The sequence below is a fragment of the Metabacillus flavus genome (assembly GCF_018283675.1).
Lineage (GTDB): Bacteria > Bacillota > Bacilli > Bacillales > Bacillaceae > Metabacillus_B > Metabacillus_B flavus.
In genome coordinates, this window is the sequence record NZ_JAGVRK010000001.1 from 155,607 (window position 1) to 178,443 (window position 22,837).

The window sequence follows — 22,837 nt, forward strand, 5'->3', positions numbered from 1 at the left end:
TTCTATAAATAAGGAGGTGTCCTGATGAAACTTCATGAATTAAAACCAGCAGAAGGATCTCGTCGCGAACGTAACCGTTTGGGCCGTGGTATCGGTTCTGGTAACGGTAAAACGTCTGGTAAAGGTCATAAAGGTCAAAATGCCCGTTCTGGCGGAGGTGTTCGTCCTGGATTCGAGGGTGGTCAAACTCCATTATTCAGACGTTTGCCTAAACGCGGATTCACGAACATCAACCGTAAAGAATACGCAGTTGTTAACCTTGAAAGGCTGAACCGTTTCGAAGAAGGTACAGAAGTAACTCCTGAACTTCTTCTTGAAACTGGCGTGCTTAGCAGCACAAAAGCTGGCGTTAAGATTCTTGGCGAAGGTAAAATTGAGAAGAAGCTCACTGTTAAAGCGAACAAATTCTCCTCTTCCGCTAAAGAAGCAATCGAAGCTGCCGGCGGTACAGCTGAGGTGATCTAATGTTCAAAACAATCTCCAATTTCATGCGCGTGGGTGACATAAGAAATAAAATTATTTTCACTCTTTTAATGCTTATTGTATTCCGTATCGGAACATTCATTCCTGTACCGGGTGTAGACACTAAAGCCCTGGCTGCAATGGATCAGCAAATGAGCGTTTTCGGAGTAATGAACACTTTTGGCGGGGGAGCACTATTTAACTACTCCATTCTTGCAATGGGTATTATGCCGTATATCACCGCCTCCATTATTGTTCAGCTCCTTCAAATGGACGTTGTACCGAAGTTTACGGAATGGTCTAAGCAGGGTGAGGTTGGCAGACGTAAATTGGCTCAATTTACGAGATATTTCACGATTGTTCTTGGGTTTATTCAAGCAATTGGGATGTCCATCGGGTTTAACAACCTAAGCGGCGGTCAATTGATTCAAAACCCTAGTATTACTACCTATCTTCTGATTGCAGTAGTCCTTACAGCAGGAACTGCTTTCTTAATGTGGTTAGGAGAGCAGATTACGGCTAAAGGTGTTGGGAATGGTATTTCCATCATTATCTTTGCCGGTATCGTTGCGGCGATCCCTACTACTCTTAATCAAATTTATGCTCAGTTGTTTACTGATGCGGGAGATCAGCTGTTCTTGCGGATTGTGATTGTTATTCTGCTCGCTATTGCTGTTCTTGCTATTATTGTTGGAACAATCTATGTGCAGCAGGCACTCCGCAAAATTCCAATTCAATACGCTAAAAGGGTATCAGGTTCAGGTCCGCAGGCGGGCGGTCAATCCACTCACTTGCCGCTGAAAGTGAACCCGGCTGGTGTAATTCCTGTAATCTTCGCGGTTTCATTCTTGATTACACCGCCGACGATTGCTAATTTCTTCGGTAAAAACGATGTGACCAATTGGATTACCACCAATCTCACAACGACTCATCCGATTGGAGCTTCCATCTATGTGGCTTTAATTATTGCTTTTACGTATTTCTATGCGTTCGTTCAGGTTAATCCTGAGCAAATGGCTGATAACTTAAAGAAACAAGGCGGTTATGTTCCAGGGATTCGTCCAGGAAAAAGCACACAGGAATATTTAACAAAAGTTTTGTATCGTTTAACGTTTGTTGGAGCAATTTTCCTTTCAATCATTGCTGTTCTTCCTACTCTATTCATCGCATTTGCAGGTCTTCCTCAATCCGCACAGATTGGCGGAACAAGCTTGCTGATCGTGATCGGAGTTGCGCTTGAAACAATGAAAGGGCTGGAAAGCCAGCTTGTAAAACGAAATTACAAAGGCTTTATTAAACAGTAAGGTAATGGGACGCAGCTGCGCCCATTCCCTTTATATAGAGACTGAGGGGGAAATCGGATGAATCTAGTATTAATGGGTCTGCCCGGTGCCGGTAAAGGAACTCAGGCAGAACAAATCACAGAGGAATATCAAATCCCTCATATCTCGACTGGAGATATGTTTCGAGCGGCAATGAAGGAAGAAACTGAATTAGGACTGCAGGCAAAATCTTTTATTGATAAAGGCGAACTTGTACCTGATGAAGTGACGATCGGTATTGTCAGAGAAAGATTGGGCAAAGATGATTGTGAAAAAGGTTTCTTGCTTGATGGTTTTCCTCGTACTGTTGCACAGGCAGAGGCGCTGGAAACGATTCTCTCTGATCTTGGTAAAAAGCTCGACCACGTTATCAACATTGATGTGGATAAGAGCATTCTTATGGAACGCTTGACTGGCCGCCGCATTTGTAAAAATTGCGGAGCTACTTACCACCTTGTCTTTAACCCCCTGCAAAGACAGGCGTTTGTGACAAATGTGGAGGAGAGCTATACCAGCGGGCAGACGATAATGAAGAAACGGTTTCAAACCGTTTGGAAGTTAACGTCAAACAAAGCAAGCCGCTTCTTGATTTCTATAGTGAAAAAGGCTATGTGAGAGAGATTAACGGACAGCAGGATATCAGCAAAGTTTTTGCTGATATTAAAGCCTTGCTTGGGGGATCAGCTGAATGATCATTTGCAAGACTCCGCGTGAGATTGAAATCATGAGGGAAGCTGGCCGGATCGTTGCACTGACCCATCAGGAATTAAAGAAACATGTACAGCCCGGTATTACTACCAAAGAATTGGATAGTATTGCCGAAAAGTTTATACGCATGCATGATGCAATTCCTTCCTTCAAGGGGTATAATGGATTCCGCGGAAGCATTTGTGCTTCTGTCAACGAAGAGCTCGTTCATGGTATCCCGGGTGACCGGGTATTAAATGAAGGAGACATTATCAGCATCGATATCGGTGCAAAGTATAATGGCTATCACGGTGACTCAGCCTGGACATATCCGGTAGGCGCCATTTCCGAAGAAACGCAAAAGCTGCTGGACGTTACAGAAGAGTCTTTATATAGAGGGCTGAATGAAGCCAAGCCAGGAGATCGTCTTTCGAACATCTCCCATGCTATCCAGCTCTATGCTGAGAGCGAAGGGTTTTCAATCGTCAGAGAATATGTTGGGCACGGTGTAGGACTGGAACTTCACGAAGATCCTCAAATTCCTCACTTTGGACCGCCGGGCAAAGGCCCTAGGCTGAAACCTGGCATGGTTCTGGCAATTGAACCAATGGTCAATGCAGGAACACGATATGTTAGAACCTTGCAGGATAACTGGACTGTTGTAACAGTAGATGGTAAGATGTGTGCTCATTTCGAACATACAATTGCTATCACGGAAACCGGCTTTGAGATCCTTACAAAAGCTTAAAAGCAAATGAAGGCGATGACGCTTTAACAGACTGCAGACGGAAGCAGAACTCCGGAAGTTTGAGTCTCGTTATAGTGGCAGATGGAGACAAACGGACGTTTCATTCTCCCCAGAACACATCCACCACTTTAAGTTCTTTAATTGCGTATCTCCGGAAGTTCAGAGCAGTGTATAAAATGATATAGCGATCAGCTATATGGAATTTGCCAGCTTGGCAAATTGCTGATTTGATGAAGGGAGAACAACTTAATGGCTAAAGATGATGTAATTGAAGTTGAAGGTACCGTTCAAGAGACGCTGCCTAATGCAATGTTTAAAGTTGAACTTGAGAACGGTCATACAGTCTTGGCACATGTCTCAGGCAAGATCCGCATGCACTTCATCCGTATTTTACCTGGAGACAAAGTTACGGTAGAATTGTCCCCGTATGATTTGACACGCGGAAGAATAACGTACCGTTTCAAATAAAAGCACTCCGAACTATCAAGGAGGTTGGAAAACACATGAAGGTTAGACCGTCCGTGAAACCGATTTGCGAAAAATGTAAAGTTATTCGCAGAAAAGGAAAAGTCATGGTTATTTGTGAGAATCCAAAGCATAAACAAAAACAAGGATAAAACATAAGGAGGTGCACTGACAAATGGCTCGTATTGCTGGTGTAGATATTCCACGCGAAAAACGCGTTGTAATTTCATTAACATACATTTTCGGAATTGGCCGTACTACAGCTCAAAAAATTCTTGCTGAAGCAGGAGTTTCTGAGGATACTCGTGTGCGTGATCTTACTGAAGATGAACTTGGAAAAATCCGTGATGTAATTGATAAGCTTAAAGTTGAAGGGGACCTTCGCCGTGAAATTTCCCTAAACATTAAACGTCTTATCGAAATCGGAAGCTTCCGCGGTCTTCGTCACCGTCGCGGTTTGCCTGTTCGCGGACAAAACACTAAAAACAATGCTCGTACACGTAAAGGCCCACGCCGTACTGTTGCGAACAAAAAGAAATAAGGTAAAGGAGGTTAAAGCTCTATGGCTCAACGTAAAACAAACACTCGTAAACGCCGTGTGAAAAAGAATATTGAAGCTGGTATTGCGCATATCCGCTCAACATTTAACAATACAATCGTTACGATCACTGATACTCACGGAAACGCAGTATCTTGGTCCAGCGCAGGTGCTTTAGGATTCAGAGGTTCACGTAAATCTACTCCTTTTGCTGCGCAAATGGCTGCTGAAACTGCAGCAAAAACTTCCATCGAACATGGTTTGAAAACTTTGGAAGTAACTGTTAAAGGTCCTGGTGCCGGACGTGAAGCTGCAATTCGTGCTCTTCAAGCTGCTGGTCTAGAAGTAACAGCTATCAGAGATGTTACTCCAGTTCCTCATAATGGCTGCCGCCCGCCAAAACGTCGTCGTGTGTAAATTTTCTGTATAGAATTCGTTTCCCTGTCTATAATGGGTTATGATACAGTATATAATTAAAAGCAGAATTTCCCAATTCTGCTGTTGTGCACAATCGGGACATTACAATGGGGAATTTCGGTTAGGTTTAGCATGCTAGATCTTTAGCCGGGGTTTCGACGTTTTGAAGGAGGGTTTTATTGAATGATTGAGATTGAAAAACCAAAAATCGAAACGGTTGAAATCAGCGAAGATGCCAAATACGGTAAATTCGTCGTCGAACCACTCGAGCGCGGGTATGGTACTACTTTGGGTAACTCCTTACGTCGTATTCTATTATCCTCACTCCCTGGTGCTGCTGTAACATCGATCCAAATTGACGGTGTACTGCATGAATTTTCGACGATTGAAGGCGTCGTAGAAGATGTTACATCCATTATTTTAAACGTTAAGAAGCTTGCTCTTAAAATCTATTCAGAAGAAGAAAAAACACTTGAGATTGATATTCAAGGAGAAGGTGCTGTCACGGCAGCAGATATCACTCATGATAGCGATATTGAAATCCTGAACCCTGATCTTCATATCGCAACTTTGGCGAAAGATGCCACGCTTCGAATGAGATTGACTGCAAGAAGAGGACGCGGATACAATCCTGCTGTAGCTAACAAACGTGAAGATCAGCCGATTGGCGTTATCCCGATCGATTCTATCTATACACCAGTTGCCCGCGTATCCTATCAAGTTGAAAATACTCGTGTAGGACAAGTGGCTAACTTTGATAAGCTAACACTTGACGTCTGGACTGATGGAAGCAATGGTCCCAAAGAGGCAGTAGCCTTAGGTGCCAAAATTTTGACTGAGCATCTTAATATTTTTGTTGGCTTAACTGATGAAGCCCAAAATGCTGAGATTATGGTTGAAAAAGAAGAAGATCAAAAAGAGAAAGTATTAGAGATGACAATTGAAGAGTTGGATCTCTCCGTGCGTTCTTACAACTGTCTGAAACGTGCTGGAATCAATACAGTACAAGAACTTGCGAACAAAACAGAAGAAGATATGATGAAAGTTCGCAATCTTGGACGAAAATCTCTTGAAGAAGTTAAAGCGAAACTAGATGAACTTGGATTAGGTCTACGCAAGGACGACTGACCAACTCACTAGTCATTTGTGTGTTAAACACACACAAAGCCTATTCAAAGGAGGGGACATCACATGCCATACAGAAAATTGGGCCGTACTAGCTCACAACGTAAAGCTATGCTTCGTGACTTGGCTACTGATCTAATTATCAACGAGCGCATCGAAACAACTGAAGCTCGTGCAAAAGAGCTGCGTTCCGTTGTTGATAAAATGATTACTCTAGGAAAACGCGGAGATCTTCATGCTCGCCGTCAAGCTGCATCATTCGTTCGTAATGAAGTTGCTGAAATGGTAGTAGTAGGTCAAGATAAAAACGGAAAAGACAAAGAAAAAGCGAAATATGCTTTGGAAAAACTTTTCACTGATATCGCAGGCCGTTATGGAGAGCGCCAAGGCGGATACACTCGTATCATGAAACTTGGACCTCGTCGCGGAGACGGAGCTCCAATGGTTATCATTGAGCTTGTGTAAGTAATGTAAAGAGGGCGGGACAGCTTTAATAGCTGATTTGCCCTTTTTTACGATGAAGACCGGCACCATTTGGTTTTCATAGGCGGATAAACAATGGAAACGTTGTAAGGAGCCGAATACGACTGAGAACATGGCGGGCAGATTCTGTCCGCCTATCCCAGTTAGTAGTGTTTTTTTTTATTTTCAGAGAAGTTTTGATTGTGAGAGGAGAAGAACAGGCTATGCGCAAGGAAATTGCTAGAGTAGAGAATGTAACCTTTTCCTATCCTGATCGCGAAAAACCTGCTTTAGATGAGGTGTCCTTAAACATCTATGAAGGTGAATGGCTGGCGATTGTCGGTCATAATGGATCTGGAAAATCGACTCTTGCCCGGATATTGAATGGACTTTTGCTGCCATCCAAAGGGAAAGTGAAGATTGCAGGTACTGAGCTTTCAGAGGAAACCATCTGGGATGTACGCAAAAAGGTCGGGATGGTGTTTCAAAACCCCGACAATCAATTTGTTGGAACCACCGTTAAGGATGATGTGGCTTTTGGTCTGGAAAACAACGGAATCCCCCGGGAAGAGATGTTAAAACGGGTGGATTGGGCGACAAAGCAAGTCAAGATGGATGCTTTTCTCGATCAAGAGCCGCACCATCTGTCTGGCGGTCAAAAACAGCGTGTTGCAATCGCTGGCGTGTTGGCCGTTAAGCCTCAAATTATGATCTTGGATGAAGCAACATCCATGCTCGATCCAGCAGGGCGTAAAGATGTGATGGACACTGTTCGTCTCTTAAATGATCAAGGGGCTGTTACAGTCATCTCAATTACTCACGATCTTGAAGAGGCTTCAAAGGCCGACCGGATCATCGTTATGAATAAGGGGAAGAAGCTTAAAGAGGGGAAACCCGAGATTATTTTTTCAATGGGGGAAGAGCTCTCGAGAATCGGTCTTGATCTTCCGTTTCCTTACAAGCTGAGTCTGGAACTGCGTAAAGCTGGAATTCCGCTTCAGCATAATCACTTAACTGAACAAGGATTGGTGGATGAGCTATGGACATTACAGTAAAAGGTCTAGAGCATACGTACAATCCGAGGACCCCTTTTGAAAAACGTGCGATTTATAACATGGATCTTCATATTAAATCCGGTTCGTACACAGCCATCATTGGTCACACCGGTTCAGGGAAATCAACCCTCCTTCAGCATTTAAATGGTTTGCTCAAGCCGACAGCCGGCTCTATTACTATAGGGGATCGAACAATAAAGGCAAAAGAGAAAGCGAAGCATTTAAAATCCGTCCGGAAAAAGGTTGGCATTGTGTTTCAGTTTCCTGAGCATCAGCTTTTTGAAGAAACGGTCGAAAAAGACATTATGTTCGGACCGATGAATTTCGGCGTTTCGGAAGAGGCTGCAAGAGAGAGAGCCAGAGAAATGTCCAGATTGGTTGGTTTGCCTTCCGAGGTTCTCGATCGGTCTCCTTTCGATTTAAGCGGAGGGCAAATGAGAAGGGTGGCCATTGCAGGGGTGCTTGCAATGAATCCGGAAGTCATTGTGCTGGACGAGCCTACAGCGGGGCTTGACCCTAAGGGCCGGCATGATATTATGGAACTTTTTTATCGGCTGCATCGCGAAAAAGGTCTGACAACGATTCTAGTCACTCACAGCATGGAGGATGCCGCCAGATATGCAGAGGAGCTGATTGTACTTCATCAAGGGACCATTCATCTGAAAGGGACACCTCAGGAAGTGTTCTCCTCATCCGGAAAAATTACGGAAGCAGGATTAAGGCTGCCGGAGACCATCCAGTTTAAATATGCTCTGGAATCCAAGCTTGGCATTAGAATAGAAGAAACTCCGCTTACGATTCAGGAGACGGTTCAAGCTCTCCGGTCCTTTTATGTAAAGGAGGGAGACAAATGAACGGCATGATTATAGGGAAATATGTGCCTGGTCATTCCTTTGTTCATAAGCTTGATCCAAGATCAAAGCTGCTGCTGGTCTTTTTGTTTGTATTTATTGTGTTTCTTGCAAACAATGCCGTTACGTATGCCATTTTAGGTTTATTTACAATCCTGGTCATTTCCCTGACCAAGCTGCCGCCTAGATTTCTGGCTGCAGGATTAAAGCCGATTTTATGGATTATTCTCTTCACCTTTATTCTTCATATTTTGGTTACAAAACAGGGTCCTGTTCTTTTTCAATTCTCATTTATTTCGATTCATGAGGAAGGACTCAGGCAGGGGATCTTTATCTCACTGCGTTTTCTTTTTCTGATCTTAATTACGACCTTGCTCACACTTACGACTACTCCGATTGAAGTAACGGATGGGATGGAGAATCTTCTGCACCCATTCAAAAAGATGGGGCTTCCTATCCATGAGCTTGCTTTAATGATGTCGATCGCTCTCCGTTTCATTCCAACGCTGACGGATGAAACCGATAAAATTATGAAGGCGCAGATGGCAAGGGGAGTTGACTTCTCTTCAGGGCCGCTGACGAAGCGTGTCCAGTCCATTGTCCCTTTGCTAGTCCCTTTGTTTATCAGCGCCTTTAAAAGAGCCGAGGAGCTTGCTACGGCGATGGAAGCGAGAGGATACCAGGGCGGAGAAGGAAGAACGAAATACAGGCAGCTGAAATGGGACAGACAGGACTCGATGATCATGGTCCTGCTTCTGATTTTGTCCGTTCTGCTGCTGCTGTTCCGTTCGTAGGTGTACAGGATGAGAATTAAAATGATAATCGCATATGACGGAACCGATTTTAACGGCTATCAGATTCAGCCTGATGCAAGAACTGTTCAGGAAGAGCTGGAAGGCGCATTATCGAAGCTCCATAAAGGAGCGAAGATAAAAGTGTCCGCTTCCGGCAGAACCGATGCGAAGGTCCATGCAAAGGGACAGGTCATCCACTTTGATACGCCTCTCAGCATTCCAATGGAGAAGTGGCCTAAAGCTCTCAATGCGATGCTTGCGAAGGATGTGAGGGTGCTGGAAGCTTCTGAGGCACCCGAGAGCTTCCATGCGCGCTTTGATGCCTGCGGGAAGGAATACAGGTATGTAATTGACCGCTCCAGCGTTCAGGACGTATTTTTGAGAAACTATGCGTATCATTATCCGCATCCATTAAACATAGAAGCTATGAAATTGGCTTCACGGCATTTTTTAGGGACACATGATTTTACCGCCTTTTGTTCAGCTAAAACGGAGGTCGAGGACCGTGTCCGCACGATCGAATCGATTGAGTTCAATGAAGAAGGCGATAAACTTACGATGTCGATCAAGGGCAGCGGCTTTTTGTACAATATGGTCCGGATTATTACGGGAACGCTTCTGAATGCGGGCACCGGAATGACCCAGCCCGAAGAGATTTCTGACATGATTTTTTCCAGGGACCGGACGAAAACTGGAAAAACAGCGCCTGGCCATGGGCTATATTTATTTAAAGTCTTCTATGACAACTAAACCAGGTGTAACATTGTCTTGACATTGCGGTATTACTGAGATAAACTATCATATGGTATGTATTTCATCCCCACGATAAAGCCCCGGAAAGCTCATCGTGTTTTGAAATAAAAATGGAACTAACGTTTATGGAAAGATATTAGGAGGGAAAATTTAATGCGTACAACGTATATGGCGAAAGCTAGCGAAGTTGACCGTAAGTGGTACGTTGTAGATGCAGCTGGCAAGACACTAGGTCGTCTTTCTACTGAAGTAGCATCTATTCTTCGCGGCAAACACAAGCCGACTTTTACACCACATGTAGACACTGGAGATCACGTAATCATCATCAACGCTGAGAAAATTGAACTGACTGGTAAGAAATTGACTGATAAAATTTACTACCGTCACAGCCAATTCCCTGGCGGACTTAAATCTAGAACAGCTCTTGAAATGCGTACAAACTACGCTGAAAAAATGCTTGAGCTAGCGATCAAAGGAATGCTTCCTAAGAATTCTCTTGGCCGTCAAATCTTCAAAAAATTGCACGTTTACACGGGTGCTGAGCATCCACACCAAGCACAACAGCCTGAAGTTTACGAACTTCGCGGTTAATTAATAAGGAGGTTATCAATTTGGCACAGGTTCAATATTACGGTACTGGCCGCCGCAAGAGCTCCGTTGCTCGTGTACGCCTAATTCCAGGCGAAGGCAAGATCGTTGTTAATAAACGCGACATTAAAGACTACATCCCATTCGCAGCTCTAATCGAGGACGTAAAACAGCCGCTTAACTTGACTGAAACTGGTTCTTCTTACGACGTACTAGTCAGCGTTAACGGCGGAGGATTTGCTGGCCAAGCCGGCGCAATCCGCCACGGTATCTCTCGTGCTTTGCTTCAAGCAGACCCTGAGTTCCGTACAACTCTTAAACGCGCTGGTCTATTGACTCGTGACGCTCGTATGAAAGAGCGTAAAAAATACGGACTTAAAGGCGCACGCCGTGCACCTCAGTTCTCAAAACGTTAATTTGCGTTTTCAAAGACTCCTATGCCATTTGGCTGGGAGTCTTTTTTTATCGTGAAATAAGGCGCGATCCTCGTTAAAGTGATCTAAGTGCAATAAATCTGCGTAAGTACAGGCCGTTTTTCTTACATAACTATTTTTATGCAATTTCCTTCTAAGGAATGATTGAGCAAGCCTGTATGATTCGTTACAGTGGAAGATGAGGTGAGGAGATATGGGAGAAACGCTGGAAGCGATCCGCAAGTCTATTAGGGAAAATAAATGGACAAGGCCAACTGCAGGCCATGCAGATGGATACGTTCAAACCAATTTGGTCATTTTAAAAAAGGATCTTGCTTACGATTTCCTTTTATTTTGCCAAAGAAACGAGAAGGCCTGTCCTATATTGGATGTCACGGACGCAGGATCTTATATCCCGGCCATGAGTGCGCCGGATGCGGATCTTCGGACCGATCTGCCGAAGTATAGGGTTTACCGGAATGGGGAGCTTGTGTCAGAACGTGATCATATAACAGATCTTTGGGAGGATGACTTTGTTGCTTTCCTTCTCGGCTGCAGCTTCACGTTTGAAAAAGCACTCCTTGATTATGGGGTTCCGGTCAGGCATATTGAGGAGAATGTAAATGTACCGATGTACAACACAAATCTCCCTTTGAATAGGAGCGGGATTTTCAAAGGTTCAATGGTAGTCAGCATGCGGCCAATTCCTGCGAAAGACATTGCGAAAGCGGTGCAAATTACAGCAAGATCGCCGAAGTCCCACGGTGCCCCTGTTCACATAGGGAATCCAGAGGAAATTGGCATTCCGGATATTTCTTCACCGGACTTTGGAGATGCTGTGACCATTAAAGAAGGAGAAGTTCCTGTTTTCTGGGCATGCGGAGTGACTCCTCAGGCGGCAGCTATTGCCTCAAAGCCTGTTTTAATGATTACACATGCTCCGGGCCATATGTTCATCACAAATTTGAAGGATACAGATGTCACGATTTAAGGCAGAAGGGGCTCGGGAAGCCTCTTTTTTTTGGATTTTTTCCTTCGCGGATTGCAGATACTATCTGCAAAGGGGGGTCCGCGATATGGGCACAATGGTTTTTCTTAAAGATAAACGAAGAGAGAAACAGATGAAATATGAGCGAAGCATGCTAAGGGAAGTGTCGATTAAAGAAATTAAAAAAGGAATTCATATTCACTTTGCTTCATTCTTTCATTACGGACTTTTATCAAAGTGGAGTATTGAGGAAGGTTGTGCGGATTTTGCCATTGAGGCGTTTCTGCAGGGAGCTAAATACAGCAAGTTTGGATATAAGGGAGAATCGATTACCCACGTGCAAAGCCGCTCTGGAAAAGAGGATAAGCGGCTGACGGCCGATTTCTATGATTACCTGATCAGCTGGGGGTGTCCGAACGAAAGCACAGTGTGCCACGAGTCCCTATACCTGGCTTCTGAGTGTTTTATGCAGCACTGGTGGAAAGAAGGCTTTACAAGAGGGCAGAAGCGATATAAATTGCGGCTCAATTAATCATAATCCCTCAACCTGTCCCATATATTGAACTAGATATGGCGGCAGGGGGGAACAGGTGTGAAGAAGCTTAAGTGGGCAGCCTTTGCAGCGGGGTTTATACTTTTGATGCTGCTGTTTCAATTTCAATTTACGAATGATGATTCATGGGAATCATGGAATTTGCCATTGGCAGGGAAGGTCATTTATTTGGACCCTGGCCACGGCGGGCCTGATGGGGGAGCGGTCGGAACAAGTATGCTTGAAAAAGACGTTACCCTTGAGATGGCTAAAAGAGTAAGGGATTATTTGCAGGAGCAGGGCGCACTTGTCCTCTTGACGAGAGAAACTGATATAGATTTATCATCCATGGGCACAAAAGGTTACAGCCGCAAAAAAGCAGAGGATTTGCGCAACCGGGTCGAAATGATCAACTCCTCCTCGGCTGATATGTATTTGAGTTTGCACCTGAACGCTCTGCCGGACCGTCAATGGAGGGGAGCGCAAACTTTTTATGACGGGAAGTTTGATGAAAACGGAAAAATGGCCAAGTTCATTCAGGATGAACTGAGGAAAAACCTCGAAAATACAGATCGGAGAGCAAAACCCATTCAAGGGATCTACCTGGTCAAATATACAAATAAGCCGGGAGCGCTTGTCGAGATCGGATTTTTATCAAACGGGGAGGAAGAAAAGCTTTTTTCTGATCCAAAATACTTAGATAAAGTGGCAGGTTCTGTTTATAAAGGAATTTTACGATATTATACTGACAAGAGCGAGCCTCCTGAATAAGGAGGCTCTTGTGCATCGCGCATGTTTTTCCGATGCATTTAATCAGATCAATCTAATTGGATATGTTATACTGATGTAAACGAATTCAAAAAGGGTGAAGAGAATGCTGCAGGAAGATAAATTAAGACAAGCCGCTGAAGAAATTGAAGAACCTTTTTTACATATACCGCTCAAAGATGTAGATGGAATTAAGGAACTGAAGATCAAGCCTGAAAAAAATCATGTCAGCTTGAAAGTCGCTATTGCCAAAATGAACACGCCTGAACAGATGAAGCTGCAGCAGGAGCTGGTGGCTAAATTGAAGGCTGCTGGTGCGGAAACGGTCGGCCTCAGGTTTGAAGAACTGCCGGCAGAAGTGGTCGCTTCTCTGCAGCCGAAGCAGGAATCTGCTCCAGGCTTATTATCCGGAAGTGCAGAGCCGACGTTTATTGCAATTGCGAGCGGAAAAGGCGGCGTTGGGAAATCAACCGTTTCCGTCAACCTGGCCGTTGCACTCGCACGCCTGGGCAAAAAAGTAGGACTGATTGATGCTGATATTTACGGCTTCAGTGTACCGGACATGATGGGGATCACAACCCGCCCGGTGCTCCGCGGCGATTCCATAATCCCGGTTGAACGGTTCGGAGTTAAAGTGATATCCATGGGCTTTTTTGTGGAGGACAATGCGCCGGTTATCTGGAGAGGGCCGATGCTTGGCAAAATGCTGAACAACTTCTTTCAGGAAGTAGAGTGGGGGGATTTGGACTACCTGCTGCTTGATTTGCCTCCGGGTACAGGAGATGTTGCTCTTGATGTTCATTCCATGCTTCCTTCCTGTAAGGAAATTATCGTTTCCACTCCACATCCAACAGCTGCCTTTGTTGCTGCGAGAGCGGGAGCAATGGCACTCAGAACCGATCATGAAGTCATCGGTGTGGTGGAAAATATGGCTTACTTTGAAAGCAAGGCCACAGGCGAAAAGGAATATGTATTCGGTAAAGGCGGCGGTGATAAGCTGGCAGAGGAATTAAACGTACCGATCCTGGGCCGTATACCGCTGCGGCAGCCGGATTGGAACGAAGCAGAGTTTGCTCCTTCTGTATATGGGGAGGACCATCCGACAGGTAAAATTTACAGGGATATGGCAGAAAAAGTTTCAAGCCTCCTCCCATCAGGCATAAACTAACAGAAGGCGCCCGGGTTCATGAACCCGGGCGCTTTTAGTGTTATTATTGCTGTCCGCCGGAACCTCCGCCGCTTTCGCCTGAACTTCCCCCGGAAGCACCACCCTGTTCCTGTCCTCCGGAACCGTCTGACTGCTGCCCCATTTGCTGTGCAGCTTTTAATAAAGCATCCTGCATTTTGGTTTTATATAAAGGACTGGTTAATGTTTCGGTAATGACTTCCTGGATATATTTCCGGGACTCCTGGCTTTTAATAACCGTGCCGATCTGTTTTTCCATCTCTGGATTCTGCAGGATCTCAATCATCATTTTTTGATAGTCCGGGTCTGTCATCAATTGTTTAATGACTTTTTCGTGTTCCTTTTGAAGACTTTGGGCAAATGCCTCGGAGAATTTAGGATCCTCAAAAATTTTAGTCCAGAATTCCATCCCTTGTTTAGAGGTAAGTGTTTTAGTGATGGTTTCAGAAACCATCTTTTGGTCCATAACCAGATTTTGTTTCATCTGGTCGTCCTTCAGAACTTCCTGCAATGCGGTTTTGCCTTCGTCCGTTTTCAGTATATCGACAACCATTTTTTTCGTTTTTTCGTAATCCATTTCACTTGCGCCCTCCGCTTTAGGAGCACAGCCATTCATTCCGATAGCAAGCGCACTAATCATGAGGAGCAATATAAGTTGTTTCATGGTCTAAGGGCTCCTTTCACAAGTTCCTATTCTTAATATGAAATAAGCGGCGTTTTTTATAACTGAAAAATATTCCCTGTATAGCAATTTTTAAGGAGGCTTGGTAAAATCAAAGCAGATAAGGGGATGGGGGAAGATAGATGAAAAGCAGGGATTGGGTTCGGTTTTTCTTTTCCAGCTTGCTCGTCGGTGCGATTGCAGCGATTGCTTCAGGCTTTATATTGAACTGGGATCAGCAGGCAGGATCGTTTCAGGAATTCCAGATCGATGAAATTCTCGCATCGTTCATTTGGTTCATTGGGGTAGGGCTGATGTTCAGCATTATCAGTCAAATGGGCTTTTTTGCATACTTGACGCTGCACCGGTTTGGTATGGGGATTTTCGGTTCCGTATGGAATGCGGTTCAGCTTGTATTAATTGCATTTGTCCTATTTGATTTGGTTTATTTCCGTTATCAATTCTTCGGAGACTCAGGTTCTCTCCTTCCGTATATATGGCCGGCTGCCGGGTTTTTCGCTGTATGCCTGGTTATTGCTTACTTTAAGCAAAAGGATACAAATAAAGCAGCATTCATTCCAGCCCTGTTTTTTATGTTTGTAGGAACCGCAGTCGAGTGGTTTCCTGCCTTAAGAGAGAACGATCAAAACTGGCTCTACTTCATGCTCGTTTCCCTAGTATGCTGCAATGCCTATCAGCTTATTATGCTTCCGCGGTTCAGCGGTTCATCGCAGAAAAAGATGGGACAGCGTAAAGCAGCTGAAGGATAAAAAAGGTCTGACTCCGATAACCGGGGTCAGACCTTTTTTAACGGTCTAATTTGACAAGCTCCGCGTCTTCATTGGGTTTGTTCAGGATTAAATCCTTTAAAATATGGGAACCGAGCATACTGTAAACCGTTCCGTTTCCTCCATATCCGAGCAAATAATACTGACGTTTTTTATGCGGATGCCTCCCTATAAAAGGAAGGTTATCAAGCGATTCGCCGAAGCTTGCTCCCCATGCATAGGCAATTTTCAGAGGGAGCTCAGGAAATAGCTTCCTTAATTCATGAAGGAGCCGGTTTGCCCGGTTCGCAATCCATTCCTCGCTTTGAGGGGCTTCAGCTTTGTCTTCATCTAAACCTCCTGCAATAATTCTGTTATCAGCCGTTGTGCGAAGATACAGATAAGGGCGTTTCGTTTCCCAAATCATAGCTTTGTCCTCCCAGGAAGATAAATCTTCAATGGGTTCTGTTGCAATGGCATAGGAGCGGTTAATATCAGCACCAATTTTTTCATCAATAGGAGGGGAGTCATATCCTGTAGCAAAAATAACGTGAGATGCAGATAAGGTTCCTTTTGAGGTATGAAGTGTTACGTGATCCTCATGCTCTTCAACCTCAATTGATTCGGTGCGTTCGAACAAATGGACATTTTTCTGCTCCGCGTACTCCAATATTCCGTGGATGAAACGGTACGGGTTCACTTCAGCATCTTCATATGTAATAAGAGCGGCGTGTTTTTTGAAAGGCATGTGCGCCGCCACTTCTTCCTCCGTCCAATAATCAACGGGAAATCCATGCTTTGCTAAAGCTTCATATTCTTTTCGCAGTTTCGGTACATCCTCTTTAGAGCTTGCATAACAAATGCTTTTCCGCCGAATCAAGTCTGGATCCCTTGGCAGGGTTTTAGAGACTTTATCTAGCTGGTCCACCGCATTCCGGCAAAGCTTATAAAATTGAACCGCTTTTTGCTCTCCGATTTGATCAATTAGTTCATGAAGCATAATATCATTTGAAAATTGAAGCAGGCCGGTATTGGCTGAAGAACTTCCTGCAGCCATCTCTCTCTTATCCACTATGGCAATATGCAATCCTTCTTGTACCAAGGTATAGGCGGCTAAAGCACCTGACATTCCTCCCCCGACAATTACCACATCATAATGCTGATCCAAGTCTCTTTTTCCTCTTATCCTTTTATCGGGATTTAATGTTGTCGGCCAAAAAAGGTTTCCATTATGCAAGTCCATAAACTTAGTCCTCCTGAAATCATATTACGTTTGTACTAGTTTTACCCTGTGAATATAGAATATTAAACAGGAAGTATGCTTCAGTTGAAAAATAAAAACCCGCAGCGGGAGAATTCCTCTGTCGGGCAGGTGTGGTTATTTCACTTCTTTTGATTTGGATTCCGTATTGCTGACCAGTTCATTTACAGTCACATTTTCCAGACCTTTGCTTTTTAAGTCTCTGATGATCATTGGAATTGCGTCCTTCGTTTGTTTCGCTGAGTCTGAAGCGTGCAGCAGAATGATGTCTCCTCCGCCGGTTTGAGATGTAGCATTCTGGGCAATTTTCTGCACTCCCGGGTTCGTCCAGTCGTTCGTATCGATACTGTAATGCACAACAGAAAGTCCGTACCTATCCGCAATATCTATTACTTGCTTGTTGAAATTTCCTGTAGGAGGCCGCAAGTACTGGATCTTTTTGATATTGAGCTGTTCGAACGTTTTTTGAGCGAGCATGAGGTCCCTTTTAATTTCTTCCGGTTTTAAGGAGGTGTAATTTTTATAGGCATATCCCATGCTGCCGATTTGGTGGCCATCCTTGACTATTCTTTTAACGATGGCCGGATGCCGTTCAGCCCAGGATGCAGATACAAAGAAGGTGGCGTTGGATACTTTATTTCTCTTAAGTGTATCAAGGATCGGTACAGCCTTTTCGTCGCCCCAGCTGATATCAAAGGTAAGGGCGACTTTATTTCCTTTGGATTCTCCTTTGTAAATAGCCTTCGGTCCGGAAATAGCAGAAAATACGGGGTATTGAACCACATTCTCTACATATAAAATGCCTGCTGTAAATAGAGCTGCAATCGCTACGATAAATGTTTGCTTTATTTTCTTGCCCTGTATGATGTAGATCCGATTCATTATCAGGATGCCTCCTTGTCCTAGATGGTTCTTGTCTTATAGGTATGCAGAGGAGGAGACATCCATGAATCGAAACAAATATTTAGGGGAAGATAATTCAATTGCAGTAAAAATTAAAAAGAGTATTGACCCGGTTTCCGAATACATGGTATATTTATTTGCGTCGCTGTTAACAACGACTAAATATGTTTAAAAAAACATTTAAAGAAGTTGTTGACTGAGATGGAACATCATGTTATATTATTAAAGCCGCTAAACGAAGCGGGAAAAAATGATCTTTGAAAACTAAACAAATCGAAGTGCCAACGTTAATTCAAGAGCAACAAACAAGAGCTAGTCAAACTACTTTTTGGAGAGTTTGATCCTGGCTCAGGACGAACGCTGGCGGCGTGCCTAATACATGCAAGTCGAGCGGACCTCTTCGGAGGTCAGCGGCGGACGGGTGAGTAACACGTGGGCAACCTGCCTGTAAGACTGGGATAACTCCGGGAAACCGGAGCTAATACCGGATAACTTTTCGAACCGCATGGTTCGAAGATAAAAGACGGTTATGCTGTCACTTACAGATGGGCCCGCGGCGCATTAGCTAGTTGGTGAGGTAATGGCTCACCAAGGCGACGATGCGTAGCCGACCTGAGAGGGTGATCGGCCACACTGGGACTGAGACACGGCCCAGACTCCTACGGGAGGCAGCAGTAGGGAATCTTCCGCAATGGACGAAAGTCTGACGGAGCAACGCCGCGTGAGTGATGAAGGTTTTCGGATCGTAAAGCTCTGTTGTTAGGGAAGAACAAGTGCGGGAGTCACTGCCCGCGCCTTGACGGTACCTAACCAGAAAGCCACGGCTAACTACGTGCCAGCAGCCGCGGTAATACGTAGGTGGCAAGCGTTGTCCGGAATTATTGGGCGTAAAGCGCGCGCAGGCGGTCTTTTAAGTCTGATGTGAAAGCCCCCGGCTCAACCGGGGAGGGTCATTGGAAACTGGAGGACTTGAGTACAGAAGAGGAGAGTGGAATTCCACGTGTAGCGGTGAAATGCGTAGAGATGTGGAGGAACACCAGTGGCGAAGGCGACTCTCTGGTCTGTAACTGACGCTGAGGCGCGAAAGCGTGGGGAGCGAACAGGATTAGATACCCTGGTAGTCCACGCCGTAAACGATGAGTGCTAAGTGTTAGAGGGTTTCCGCCCTTTAGTGCTGCAGCTAACGCATTAAGCACTCCGCCTGGGGAGTACGGTCGCAAGACTGAAACTCAAAGGAATTGACGGGGGCCCGCACAAGCGGTGGAGCATGTGGTTTAATTCGAAGCAACGCGAAGAACCTTACCAGGTCTTGACATCCTCTGCCACTTCTAGAGATAGAAGGTTCCCCTTCGGGGGACAGAGTGACAGGTGGTGCATGGTTGTCGTCAGCTCGTGTCGTGAGATGTTGGGTTAAGTCCCGCAACGAGCGCAACCCTTGATCTTAGTTGCCAGCATTCAGTTGGGCACTCTAAGGTGACTGCCGGTGACAAACCGGAGGAAGGTGGGGATGACGTCAAATCATCATGCCCCTTATGACCTGGGCTACACACGTGCTACAATGGATGGTACAAAGGGCTGCAAAACCGCGAGGTTAAGCGAATCCCATAAAACCATTCTCAGTTCGGATTGCAGGCTGCAACTCGCCTGCATGAAGCCGGAATCGCTAGTAATCGCGGATCAGCATGCCGCGGTGAATACGTTCCCGGGCCTTGTACACACCGCCCGTCACACCACGAGAGTTTGCAACACCCGAAGTCGGTGGGGTAACCCGTAAGGGAGCCAGCCGCCTAAGGTGGGGCAGATGATTGGGGTGAAGTCGTAACAAGGTAGCCGTATCGGAAGGTGCGGCTGGATCACCTCCTTTCTAAGGAAGAATTATCAGCACCCATGCGGTGCACAATTAACGGACGCACTTCGACTTTGTTTAGTTTTGAGAGATCATTCTCTCTTTTTGATACCTTGTTCTTTGAAAACTAGATAACGATATGAATGTCAAACATTCACACGAGTAAGCAAGTAACCTTACGATTTTCTTCTGCGCTTGCGTATGAAGAGAACATCAAGTCTGAAAACATCTGTTTTCAGCTCTAACGAAGATAACTTCCGTTATCAGGTTAAGTTAGAAAGGGCGCACGGTGGATGCCTTGGCACTAGGAGCCGATGAAGGACGGTACGAACACCGATATGCTTCGGGGAGCTGTAAGTAAGCGTTGATCCGGAGATTTCCGAATGGGGAAACCCGCTGCTCGTAATGGAGCAGCATCCTGATCTGAATACATAGGATCTGGAAGGCAGACCCGGGGAACTGAAACATCTAAGTACCCGGAGGAAGAGAAAGCAATAGCGATTCCCTGAGTAGCGGCGAGCGAAACGGGATTAGCCCAAACCAGAAGGCTTGCCTTCTGGGGTTGTAGGACACTCAACATGGAGTTACAAAGGAACGGGGTAGAAGAAGCGGTCTGGAAAGGCCCGCCAAAGAAGGTAACAGCCCTGTAGTCGAAACTTCGTTCCCTCCTGAGTGGATCCTGAGTACGGCGGGACACGAGAAATCCCGTCGGAAGCAGGGAGGACCATCTCCCAAGGCTAAATACTCCCTAGTGACCGATAGTGAACCAGTACCGTGAGGGAAAGGTGAAAAGCACCCCGGAAGGGGAGTGAAACAGATCCTGAAACCGTGTGCCTACAAGTAGTCAGAGCCCGTTAACGGGTGATGGCGTGCCTTTTGTAGAATGAACCGGCGAGTTACGATTACGTGCAAGGTTAAGTTGAAAAGACGGAGCCGCAGCGAAAGCGAGTCTGAATAGGGCGATTGAGTACGTGGTCGTAGACCCGAAACCAGGTGATCTACCCATGTCCAGGGTGAAGTTCAGGTAACACTGAATGGAGGCCCGAACCCACGCACGTTGAAAAGTGCGGGGATGAGGTGTGGGTAGCGGAGAAATTCCAATCGAACCTGGAGATAGCTGGTTCTCTCCGAAATAGCTTTAGGGCTAGCCTCATGGTTTAGAGTCTTGGAGGTAGAGCACTGATTGGACTAGGGGCCCTCATCGGGTTACCGAATTCAGTCAAACTCCGAATGCCAAAGACTTATCCATGGGAGTCAGACTGCGAGTGATAAGATCCGTAGTCGAAAGGGAAACAGCCCAGACCACCAGCTAAGGTCCCCAAGTATCCGTTAAGTGGAAAAGGATGTGGGGTTGCTTAGACAACCAGGATGTTGGCTTAGAAGCAGCCACCATTTAAAGAGTGCGTAATAGCTCACTGGTCGAGTGACCCTGCGCCGAAAATGTACCGGGGCTAAACGGATCACCGAAGCTGTGGACTGTTCTTACGAACAGTGGTAGGAGAGCGTTCTAAGGGCTGAGAAGCCAGACCGGAAGGACTGGTGGAGCGCTTAGAAGTGAGAATGCCGGTATGAGTAGCGAAAGAGGGGTGAGAATCCCCTCCACCGAATGCCTAAGGTTTCCTGAGGAAGGCTCGTCCGCTCAGGGTTAGTCGGGACCTAAGCCGAGGCCGAAAGGCGTAGGCGATGGACAACAGGTTGAGATTCCTGTACCACCTCTTTTCCGTTTGAGCAATGGAGGGACGCAGGAGGATAGGGTAAGCGCGCTGTTGGATATGCGCGTCCAAGCAGGTAGGCTCAAGGGATAGGCAAATCCGTCCCTTGGTTAAGGCTGAGCTGTGATGGCGAGGGAAATTAAGTACCGAAGTTCCTGATTCCACACTGCCTAGAAAAGCTTCTAGCGAGGAAAATGGTGCCCGTACCGCAAACCGACACAGGTAGGCGAGGAGAGAATCCTAAGGTGATCGAGAGAACTCTCGTTAAGGAACTCGGCAAAATGACCCCGTAACTTCGGGAGAAGGGGTGCTCTTTAGGGTGAATAGCCTTGAAGAGCCGCAGTGAATAGGCCCAGGCGACTGTTTAGCAAAAACACAGGTCTCTGCGAAGCCGCAAGGCGAAGTATAGGGGCTGACGCCTGCCCGGTGCTGGAAGGTTAAGAGGAGAGGTTAGCGCAAGCGAAGCTTTGAATTGAAGCCCCAGTAAACGGCGGCCGTAACTATAACGGTCCTAAGGTAGCGAAATTCCTTGTCGGGTAAGTTCCGACCCGCACGAAAGGCGTAACGATCTGGGCACTGTCTCAACGAGAGACTCGGTGAAATTATAGTACCTGTGAAGATGCAGGTTACCCGCGACAGGACGGAAAGACCCCGTGGAGCTTTACTGCAGCCTGATATTGAATTTTGGCACAGCTTGTACAGGATAGGTAGGAGCCTTGGAAACCGGAGCGCCAGCTTCGGTGGAGGCATTGGTGGGATACTACCCTGGCTGTGTTGAACTTCTAACCCGCGGCCCTGATCGGGCCGGGAGACAGTGTCAGGCGGGCAGTTTGACTGGGGCGGTCGCCTCCTAAAATGTAACGGAGGCGCCCAAAGGTTCCCTCAGAATGGTTGGAAATCATTCGCAGAGTGTAAAGGCACAAGGGAGCTTGACTGCGAGACCTACAAGTCGAGCAGGGACGAAAGTCGGGCTTAGTGATCCGGTGGTTCCGCATGGAAGGGCCATCGCTCAACGGATAAAAGCTACCCCGGGGATAACAGGCTTATCTCCCCCAAGAGTCCACATCGACGGGGAGGTTTGGCACCTCGATGTCGGCTCATCGCATCCTGGGGCTGTAGTCGGTCCCAAGGGTTGGGCTGTTCGCCCATTAAAGCGGTACGCGAGCTGGGTTCAGAACGTCGTGAGACAGTTCGGTCCCTATCCGTCGCGGGCGCAGGAAATTTGAGAGGAGCTGTCCTTAGTACGAGAGGACCGGGATGGACGCACCGCTGGTGTACCAGTTGTCTTGCCAAAGGCATCGCTGGGTAGCTATGTGCGGACGGGATAAGTGCTGAAAGCATCTAAGCATGAAGCCCCCCTCAAGATGAGATTTCCCATCGCAAGAGTAAGACCCCTGGAAGATGACCAGGTTGATAGGTTCGAGGTGGAAGCGTGGTGACACGTGCAGCTGACGAATACTAATCGGTCGAGGACTTAACCTTTATTCAAGTAAGGCTGCTTTACTCGTGCAGCAATCGTTATCTAGTTTTGAA

The 22,837-nt window shown here is 46.1% G+C and carries 24 protein-coding genes, 2 rRNA genes and 2 pseudogenes; 25 read left to right on the top strand and 3 right to left on the bottom strand.

Annotated features, from left to right (window positions below; genetic code table 11):
• Nucleotides 1-24: 24 nt before the first annotated feature.
• The 21 genes and pseudogenes from rplO to J9317_RS00950 all read left to right on the top strand — a co-directional run bounded on the left by rplO (nucleotide 25) and on the right by J9317_RS00950 (nucleotide 14,136).
• Nucleotides 25-465, top strand: a complete 441-nt coding sequence (gene rplO, locus J9317_RS00855) for a 50S ribosomal protein L15 (RefSeq protein WP_211555740.1) — start codon at nucleotides 25-27, stop codon at nucleotides 463-465.
• Nucleotides 465-1,766: a preprotein translocase subunit SecY gene (gene secY, locus J9317_RS00860; protein WP_211555742.1), complete on the top strand. Its 1,302-nt coding sequence runs from the start codon at nucleotides 465-467 to the stop codon at nucleotides 1,764-1,766. The genes rplO and secY overlap by 1 nt, the downstream gene beginning before the upstream one ends.
• Nucleotides 1,767-1,838: 72 nt before the next feature.
• Nucleotides 1,839-2,282: pseudogene (locus tag J9317_RS00865) on the top strand (nucleoside monophosphate kinase); the annotation flags it as partial.
• Nucleotides 2,250-2,476 (top strand): annotated as a pseudogene (locus J9317_RS20465) (adenylate kinase); the annotation flags it as partial. The pseudogenes J9317_RS00865 and J9317_RS20465, both read left to right, overlap by 33 nt.
• A complete protein-coding gene (gene map / locus J9317_RS00870) occupies nucleotides 2,473-3,219 on the top strand; it encodes a type I methionyl aminopeptidase (RefSeq protein WP_211555744.1) in 747 nt (248 codons plus the stop codon). The pseudogene J9317_RS20465 and the gene map, both read left to right, overlap by 4 nt.
• Before the next feature lie 249 nt (nucleotides 3,220-3,468).
• Nucleotides 3,469-3,687, top strand: coding sequence for a translation initiation factor IF-1 (infA, locus tag J9317_RS00875; protein WP_028390440.1), 219 nt, complete (start codon nucleotides 3,469-3,471; stop codon nucleotides 3,685-3,687).
• Nucleotides 3,688-3,722: 35 nt separating this feature from the next.
• The gene (rpmJ, locus tag J9317_RS00880) at nucleotides 3,723-3,836 is read left to right on the top strand and encodes a 50S ribosomal protein L36 (protein ID WP_003156543.1); all 114 of its coding nucleotides are present in this window, start codon (nucleotides 3,723-3,725) and stop codon (nucleotides 3,834-3,836) included.
• Between the two features lie 23 nt (nucleotides 3,837-3,859).
• Entirely contained in the window at nucleotides 3,860-4,225 is a 366-nt protein-coding gene (rpsM, locus tag J9317_RS00885; protein WP_211555746.1) for a 30S ribosomal protein S13, read from the top strand.
• A 21-nt stretch (nucleotides 4,226-4,246) separates the two neighbouring features.
• Nucleotides 4,247-4,639 (top strand): 30S ribosomal protein S11, encoded by a 393-nt coding sequence (rpsK, locus tag J9317_RS00890; protein ID WP_035406857.1) that lies wholly within the window; start codon nucleotides 4,247-4,249, stop codon nucleotides 4,637-4,639.
• Between the two features lie 183 nt (nucleotides 4,640-4,822).
• Nucleotides 4,823-5,767 carry a DNA-directed RNA polymerase subunit alpha gene (locus J9317_RS00895; RefSeq protein ID WP_035406861.1) on the top strand — a complete coding sequence of 315 codons (945 nt, stop codon included), beginning with the start codon at nucleotides 4,823-4,825 and terminating at the stop codon, nucleotides 5,765-5,767.
• A gap of 63 nt (nucleotides 5,768-5,830) precedes the next feature.
• Nucleotides 5,831-6,229: a 50S ribosomal protein L17 gene (gene rplQ / locus J9317_RS00900; protein WP_211555748.1), complete on the top strand. Its 399-nt coding sequence runs from the start codon at nucleotides 5,831-5,833 to the stop codon at nucleotides 6,227-6,229.
• Between the two features lie 221 nt (nucleotides 6,230-6,450).
• Complete coding sequence (locus J9317_RS00905) at nucleotides 6,451-7,281, top strand: energy-coupling factor ABC transporter ATP-binding protein (RefSeq protein WP_211555750.1); 831 nt, start codon at nucleotides 6,451-6,453, stop codon at nucleotides 7,279-7,281.
• The gene (locus tag J9317_RS00910) at nucleotides 7,266-8,135 is read left to right on the top strand and encodes an energy-coupling factor ABC transporter ATP-binding protein (RefSeq protein WP_211555752.1); all 870 of its coding nucleotides are present in this window, start codon (nucleotides 7,266-7,268) and stop codon (nucleotides 8,133-8,135) included. Before J9317_RS00905 ends, J9317_RS00910 begins: the two co-directional genes overlap by 16 nt.
• Nucleotides 8,132-8,926, top strand: a complete 795-nt coding sequence (locus J9317_RS00915; protein WP_211555754.1) for an energy-coupling factor transporter transmembrane component T family protein — start codon at nucleotides 8,132-8,134, stop codon at nucleotides 8,924-8,926. The genes J9317_RS00910 and J9317_RS00915 overlap by 4 nt, the downstream gene beginning before the upstream one ends.
• Nucleotides 8,927-8,935: 9 nt before the next feature.
• Nucleotides 8,936-9,676, top strand: a complete 741-nt coding sequence (gene truA, locus J9317_RS00920) for a tRNA pseudouridine(38-40) synthase TruA (protein ID WP_211555756.1) — start codon at nucleotides 8,936-8,938, stop codon at nucleotides 9,674-9,676.
• Nucleotides 9,677-9,832: 156 nt separating this feature from the next.
• Nucleotides 9,833-10,270 carry a 50S ribosomal protein L13 gene (gene rplM, locus J9317_RS00925; protein ID WP_035406876.1) on the top strand — a complete coding sequence of 146 codons (438 nt, stop codon included), beginning with the start codon at nucleotides 9,833-9,835 and terminating at the stop codon, nucleotides 10,268-10,270.
• A 20-nt stretch (nucleotides 10,271-10,290) separates the two neighbouring features.
• Complete coding sequence (gene rpsI, locus J9317_RS00930) at nucleotides 10,291-10,683, top strand: 30S ribosomal protein S9 (protein WP_035406879.1); 393 nt, start codon at nucleotides 10,291-10,293, stop codon at nucleotides 10,681-10,683.
• Nucleotides 10,684-10,894: 211 nt separating this feature from the next.
• Nucleotides 10,895-11,671, top strand: a complete 777-nt coding sequence (locus J9317_RS00935) for a putative hydro-lyase (protein ID WP_211555758.1) — start codon at nucleotides 10,895-10,897, stop codon at nucleotides 11,669-11,671.
• An 85-nt stretch (nucleotides 11,672-11,756) separates the two neighbouring features.
• Complete coding sequence (locus J9317_RS00940) at nucleotides 11,757-12,200, top strand: DUF2521 family protein (protein ID WP_211555760.1); 444 nt, start codon at nucleotides 11,757-11,759, stop codon at nucleotides 12,198-12,200.
• Between the two features lie 108 nt (nucleotides 12,201-12,308).
• A complete protein-coding gene (gene cwlD, locus J9317_RS00945) occupies nucleotides 12,309-12,971 on the top strand; it encodes an N-acetylmuramoyl-L-alanine amidase CwlD (RefSeq protein WP_211562017.1) in 663 nt (220 codons plus the stop codon).
• Between the two features lie 103 nt (nucleotides 12,972-13,074).
• Complete coding sequence (locus J9317_RS00950) at nucleotides 13,075-14,136, top strand: Mrp/NBP35 family ATP-binding protein (RefSeq protein WP_211555762.1); 1,062 nt, start codon at nucleotides 13,075-13,077, stop codon at nucleotides 14,134-14,136.
• Between the two features lie 43 nt (nucleotides 14,137-14,179).
• Here J9317_RS00950 and gerD read toward each other — a convergent pair whose 3' ends face one another.
• Entirely contained in the window at nucleotides 14,180-14,818 is a 639-nt protein-coding gene (gerD, locus tag J9317_RS00955) for a spore germination lipoprotein GerD (RefSeq protein WP_211555764.1), read from the bottom strand.
• A gap of 140 nt (nucleotides 14,819-14,958) precedes the next feature.
• Here gerD and J9317_RS00960 point away from each other — a divergent pair, with 140 nt between their 5' ends.
• The gene (locus J9317_RS00960) at nucleotides 14,959-15,585 is read left to right on the top strand and encodes a KinB-signaling pathway activation protein (RefSeq protein WP_211555765.1); all 627 of its coding nucleotides are present in this window, start codon (nucleotides 14,959-14,961) and stop codon (nucleotides 15,583-15,585) included.
• A gap of 37 nt (nucleotides 15,586-15,622) precedes the next feature.
• Here J9317_RS00960 and J9317_RS00965 read toward each other — a convergent pair whose 3' ends face one another.
• Both J9317_RS00965 and pdaB read right to left on the bottom strand, forming a co-directional pair.
• A complete protein-coding gene (locus J9317_RS00965) occupies nucleotides 15,623-16,825 on the bottom strand; it encodes an NAD(P)/FAD-dependent oxidoreductase (protein WP_211555768.1) in 1,203 nt (400 codons plus the stop codon).
• A gap of 135 nt (nucleotides 16,826-16,960) precedes the next feature.
• The gene (gene pdaB, locus J9317_RS00970) at nucleotides 16,961-17,725 is read right to left on the bottom strand and encodes a polysaccharide deacetylase family sporulation protein PdaB (protein ID WP_211555770.1); all 765 of its coding nucleotides are present in this window, start codon (nucleotides 17,723-17,725) and stop codon (nucleotides 16,961-16,963) included.
• Nucleotides 17,726-17,789: 64 nt separating this feature from the next.
• Between pdaB and J9317_RS20730 the strand changes: the two genes are divergently transcribed.
• The 3 genes from J9317_RS20730 to J9317_RS00980 all read left to right on the top strand — a co-directional run bounded on the left by J9317_RS20730 (nucleotide 17,790) and on the right by J9317_RS00980 (nucleotide 22,786).
• Entirely contained in the window at nucleotides 17,790-17,918 is a 129-nt protein-coding gene (locus J9317_RS20730; protein ID WP_284143248.1) for a hypothetical protein, read from the top strand.
• Nucleotides 17,919-18,071: 153 nt separating this feature from the next.
• Nucleotides 18,072-19,610, top strand: a 16S ribosomal RNA gene (locus tag J9317_RS00975).
• Nucleotides 19,611-19,858: 248 nt separating this feature from the next.
• Nucleotides 19,859-22,786 (top strand): 23S ribosomal RNA (locus J9317_RS00980).
• The 16S and 23S rRNA genes sit together here, the layout of an rRNA operon.
• Nucleotides 22,787-22,837: the final 51 nt, after the last annotated feature.

Coding starts and splice junctions, on each gene's coding strand:
- rplO (WP_211555740.1), top strand. CDS start 25: ATGAAACTTCATGAATTAAAACCAGCAGAAGGATCTCGTCGCGAACGT.
- secY (WP_211555742.1), top strand. CDS start 465: ATGTTCAAAACAATCTCCAATTTCATGCGCGTGGGTGACATAAGAAAT.
- map (WP_211555744.1), top strand. CDS start 2,473: ATGATCATTTGCAAGACTCCGCGTGAGATTGAAATCATGAGGGAAGCT.
- infA (WP_028390440.1), top strand. CDS start 3,469: ATGGCTAAAGATGATGTAATTGAAGTTGAAGGTACCGTTCAAGAGACG.
- rpmJ (WP_003156543.1), top strand. CDS start 3,723: ATGAAGGTTAGACCGTCCGTGAAACCGATTTGCGAAAAATGTAAAGTT.
- rpsM (WP_211555746.1), top strand. CDS start 3,860: ATGGCTCGTATTGCTGGTGTAGATATTCCACGCGAAAAACGCGTTGTA.
- rpsK (WP_035406857.1), top strand. CDS start 4,247: ATGGCTCAACGTAAAACAAACACTCGTAAACGCCGTGTGAAAAAGAAT.
- J9317_RS00895 (WP_035406861.1), top strand. CDS start 4,823: ATGATTGAGATTGAAAAACCAAAAATCGAAACGGTTGAAATCAGCGAA.
- rplQ (WP_211555748.1), top strand. CDS start 5,831: ATGCCATACAGAAAATTGGGCCGTACTAGCTCACAACGTAAAGCTATG.
- J9317_RS00905 (WP_211555750.1), top strand. CDS start 6,451: ATGCGCAAGGAAATTGCTAGAGTAGAGAATGTAACCTTTTCCTATCCT.
- J9317_RS00910 (WP_211555752.1), top strand. CDS start 7,266: ATGGACATTACAGTAAAAGGTCTAGAGCATACGTACAATCCGAGGACC.
- J9317_RS00915 (WP_211555754.1), top strand. CDS start 8,132: ATGAACGGCATGATTATAGGGAAATATGTGCCTGGTCATTCCTTTGTT.
- truA (WP_211555756.1), top strand. CDS start 8,936: ATGAGAATTAAAATGATAATCGCATATGACGGAACCGATTTTAACGGC.
- rplM (WP_035406876.1), top strand. CDS start 9,833: ATGCGTACAACGTATATGGCGAAAGCTAGCGAAGTTGACCGTAAGTGG.
- J9317_RS00935 (WP_211555758.1), top strand. CDS start 10,895: ATGGGAGAAACGCTGGAAGCGATCCGCAAGTCTATTAGGGAAAATAAA.
- J9317_RS00940 (WP_211555760.1), top strand. CDS start 11,757: ATGGGCACAATGGTTTTTCTTAAAGATAAACGAAGAGAGAAACAGATG.
- cwlD (WP_211562017.1), top strand. CDS start 12,309: ATGCTGCTGTTTCAATTTCAATTTACGAATGATGATTCATGGGAATCA.
- J9317_RS00950 (WP_211555762.1), top strand. CDS start 13,075: ATGCTGCAGGAAGATAAATTAAGACAAGCCGCTGAAGAAATTGAAGAA.
- gerD (WP_211555764.1), bottom strand. CDS start 14,818: ATGAAACAACTTATATTGCTCCTCATGATTAGTGCGCTTGCTATCGGA.
- J9317_RS00960 (WP_211555765.1), top strand. CDS start 14,959: ATGAAAAGCAGGGATTGGGTTCGGTTTTTCTTTTCCAGCTTGCTCGTC.
- J9317_RS00965 (WP_211555768.1), bottom strand. CDS start 16,825: ATGGACTTGCATAATGGAAACCTTTTTTGGCCGACAACATTAAATCCC.
- pdaB (WP_211555770.1), bottom strand. CDS start 17,725: ATGAATCGGATCTACATCATACAGGGCAAGAAAATAAAGCAAACATTT.
- J9317_RS20730 (WP_284143248.1), top strand. CDS start 17,790: ATGAATCGAAACAAATATTTAGGGGAAGATAATTCAATTGCAGTAAAA.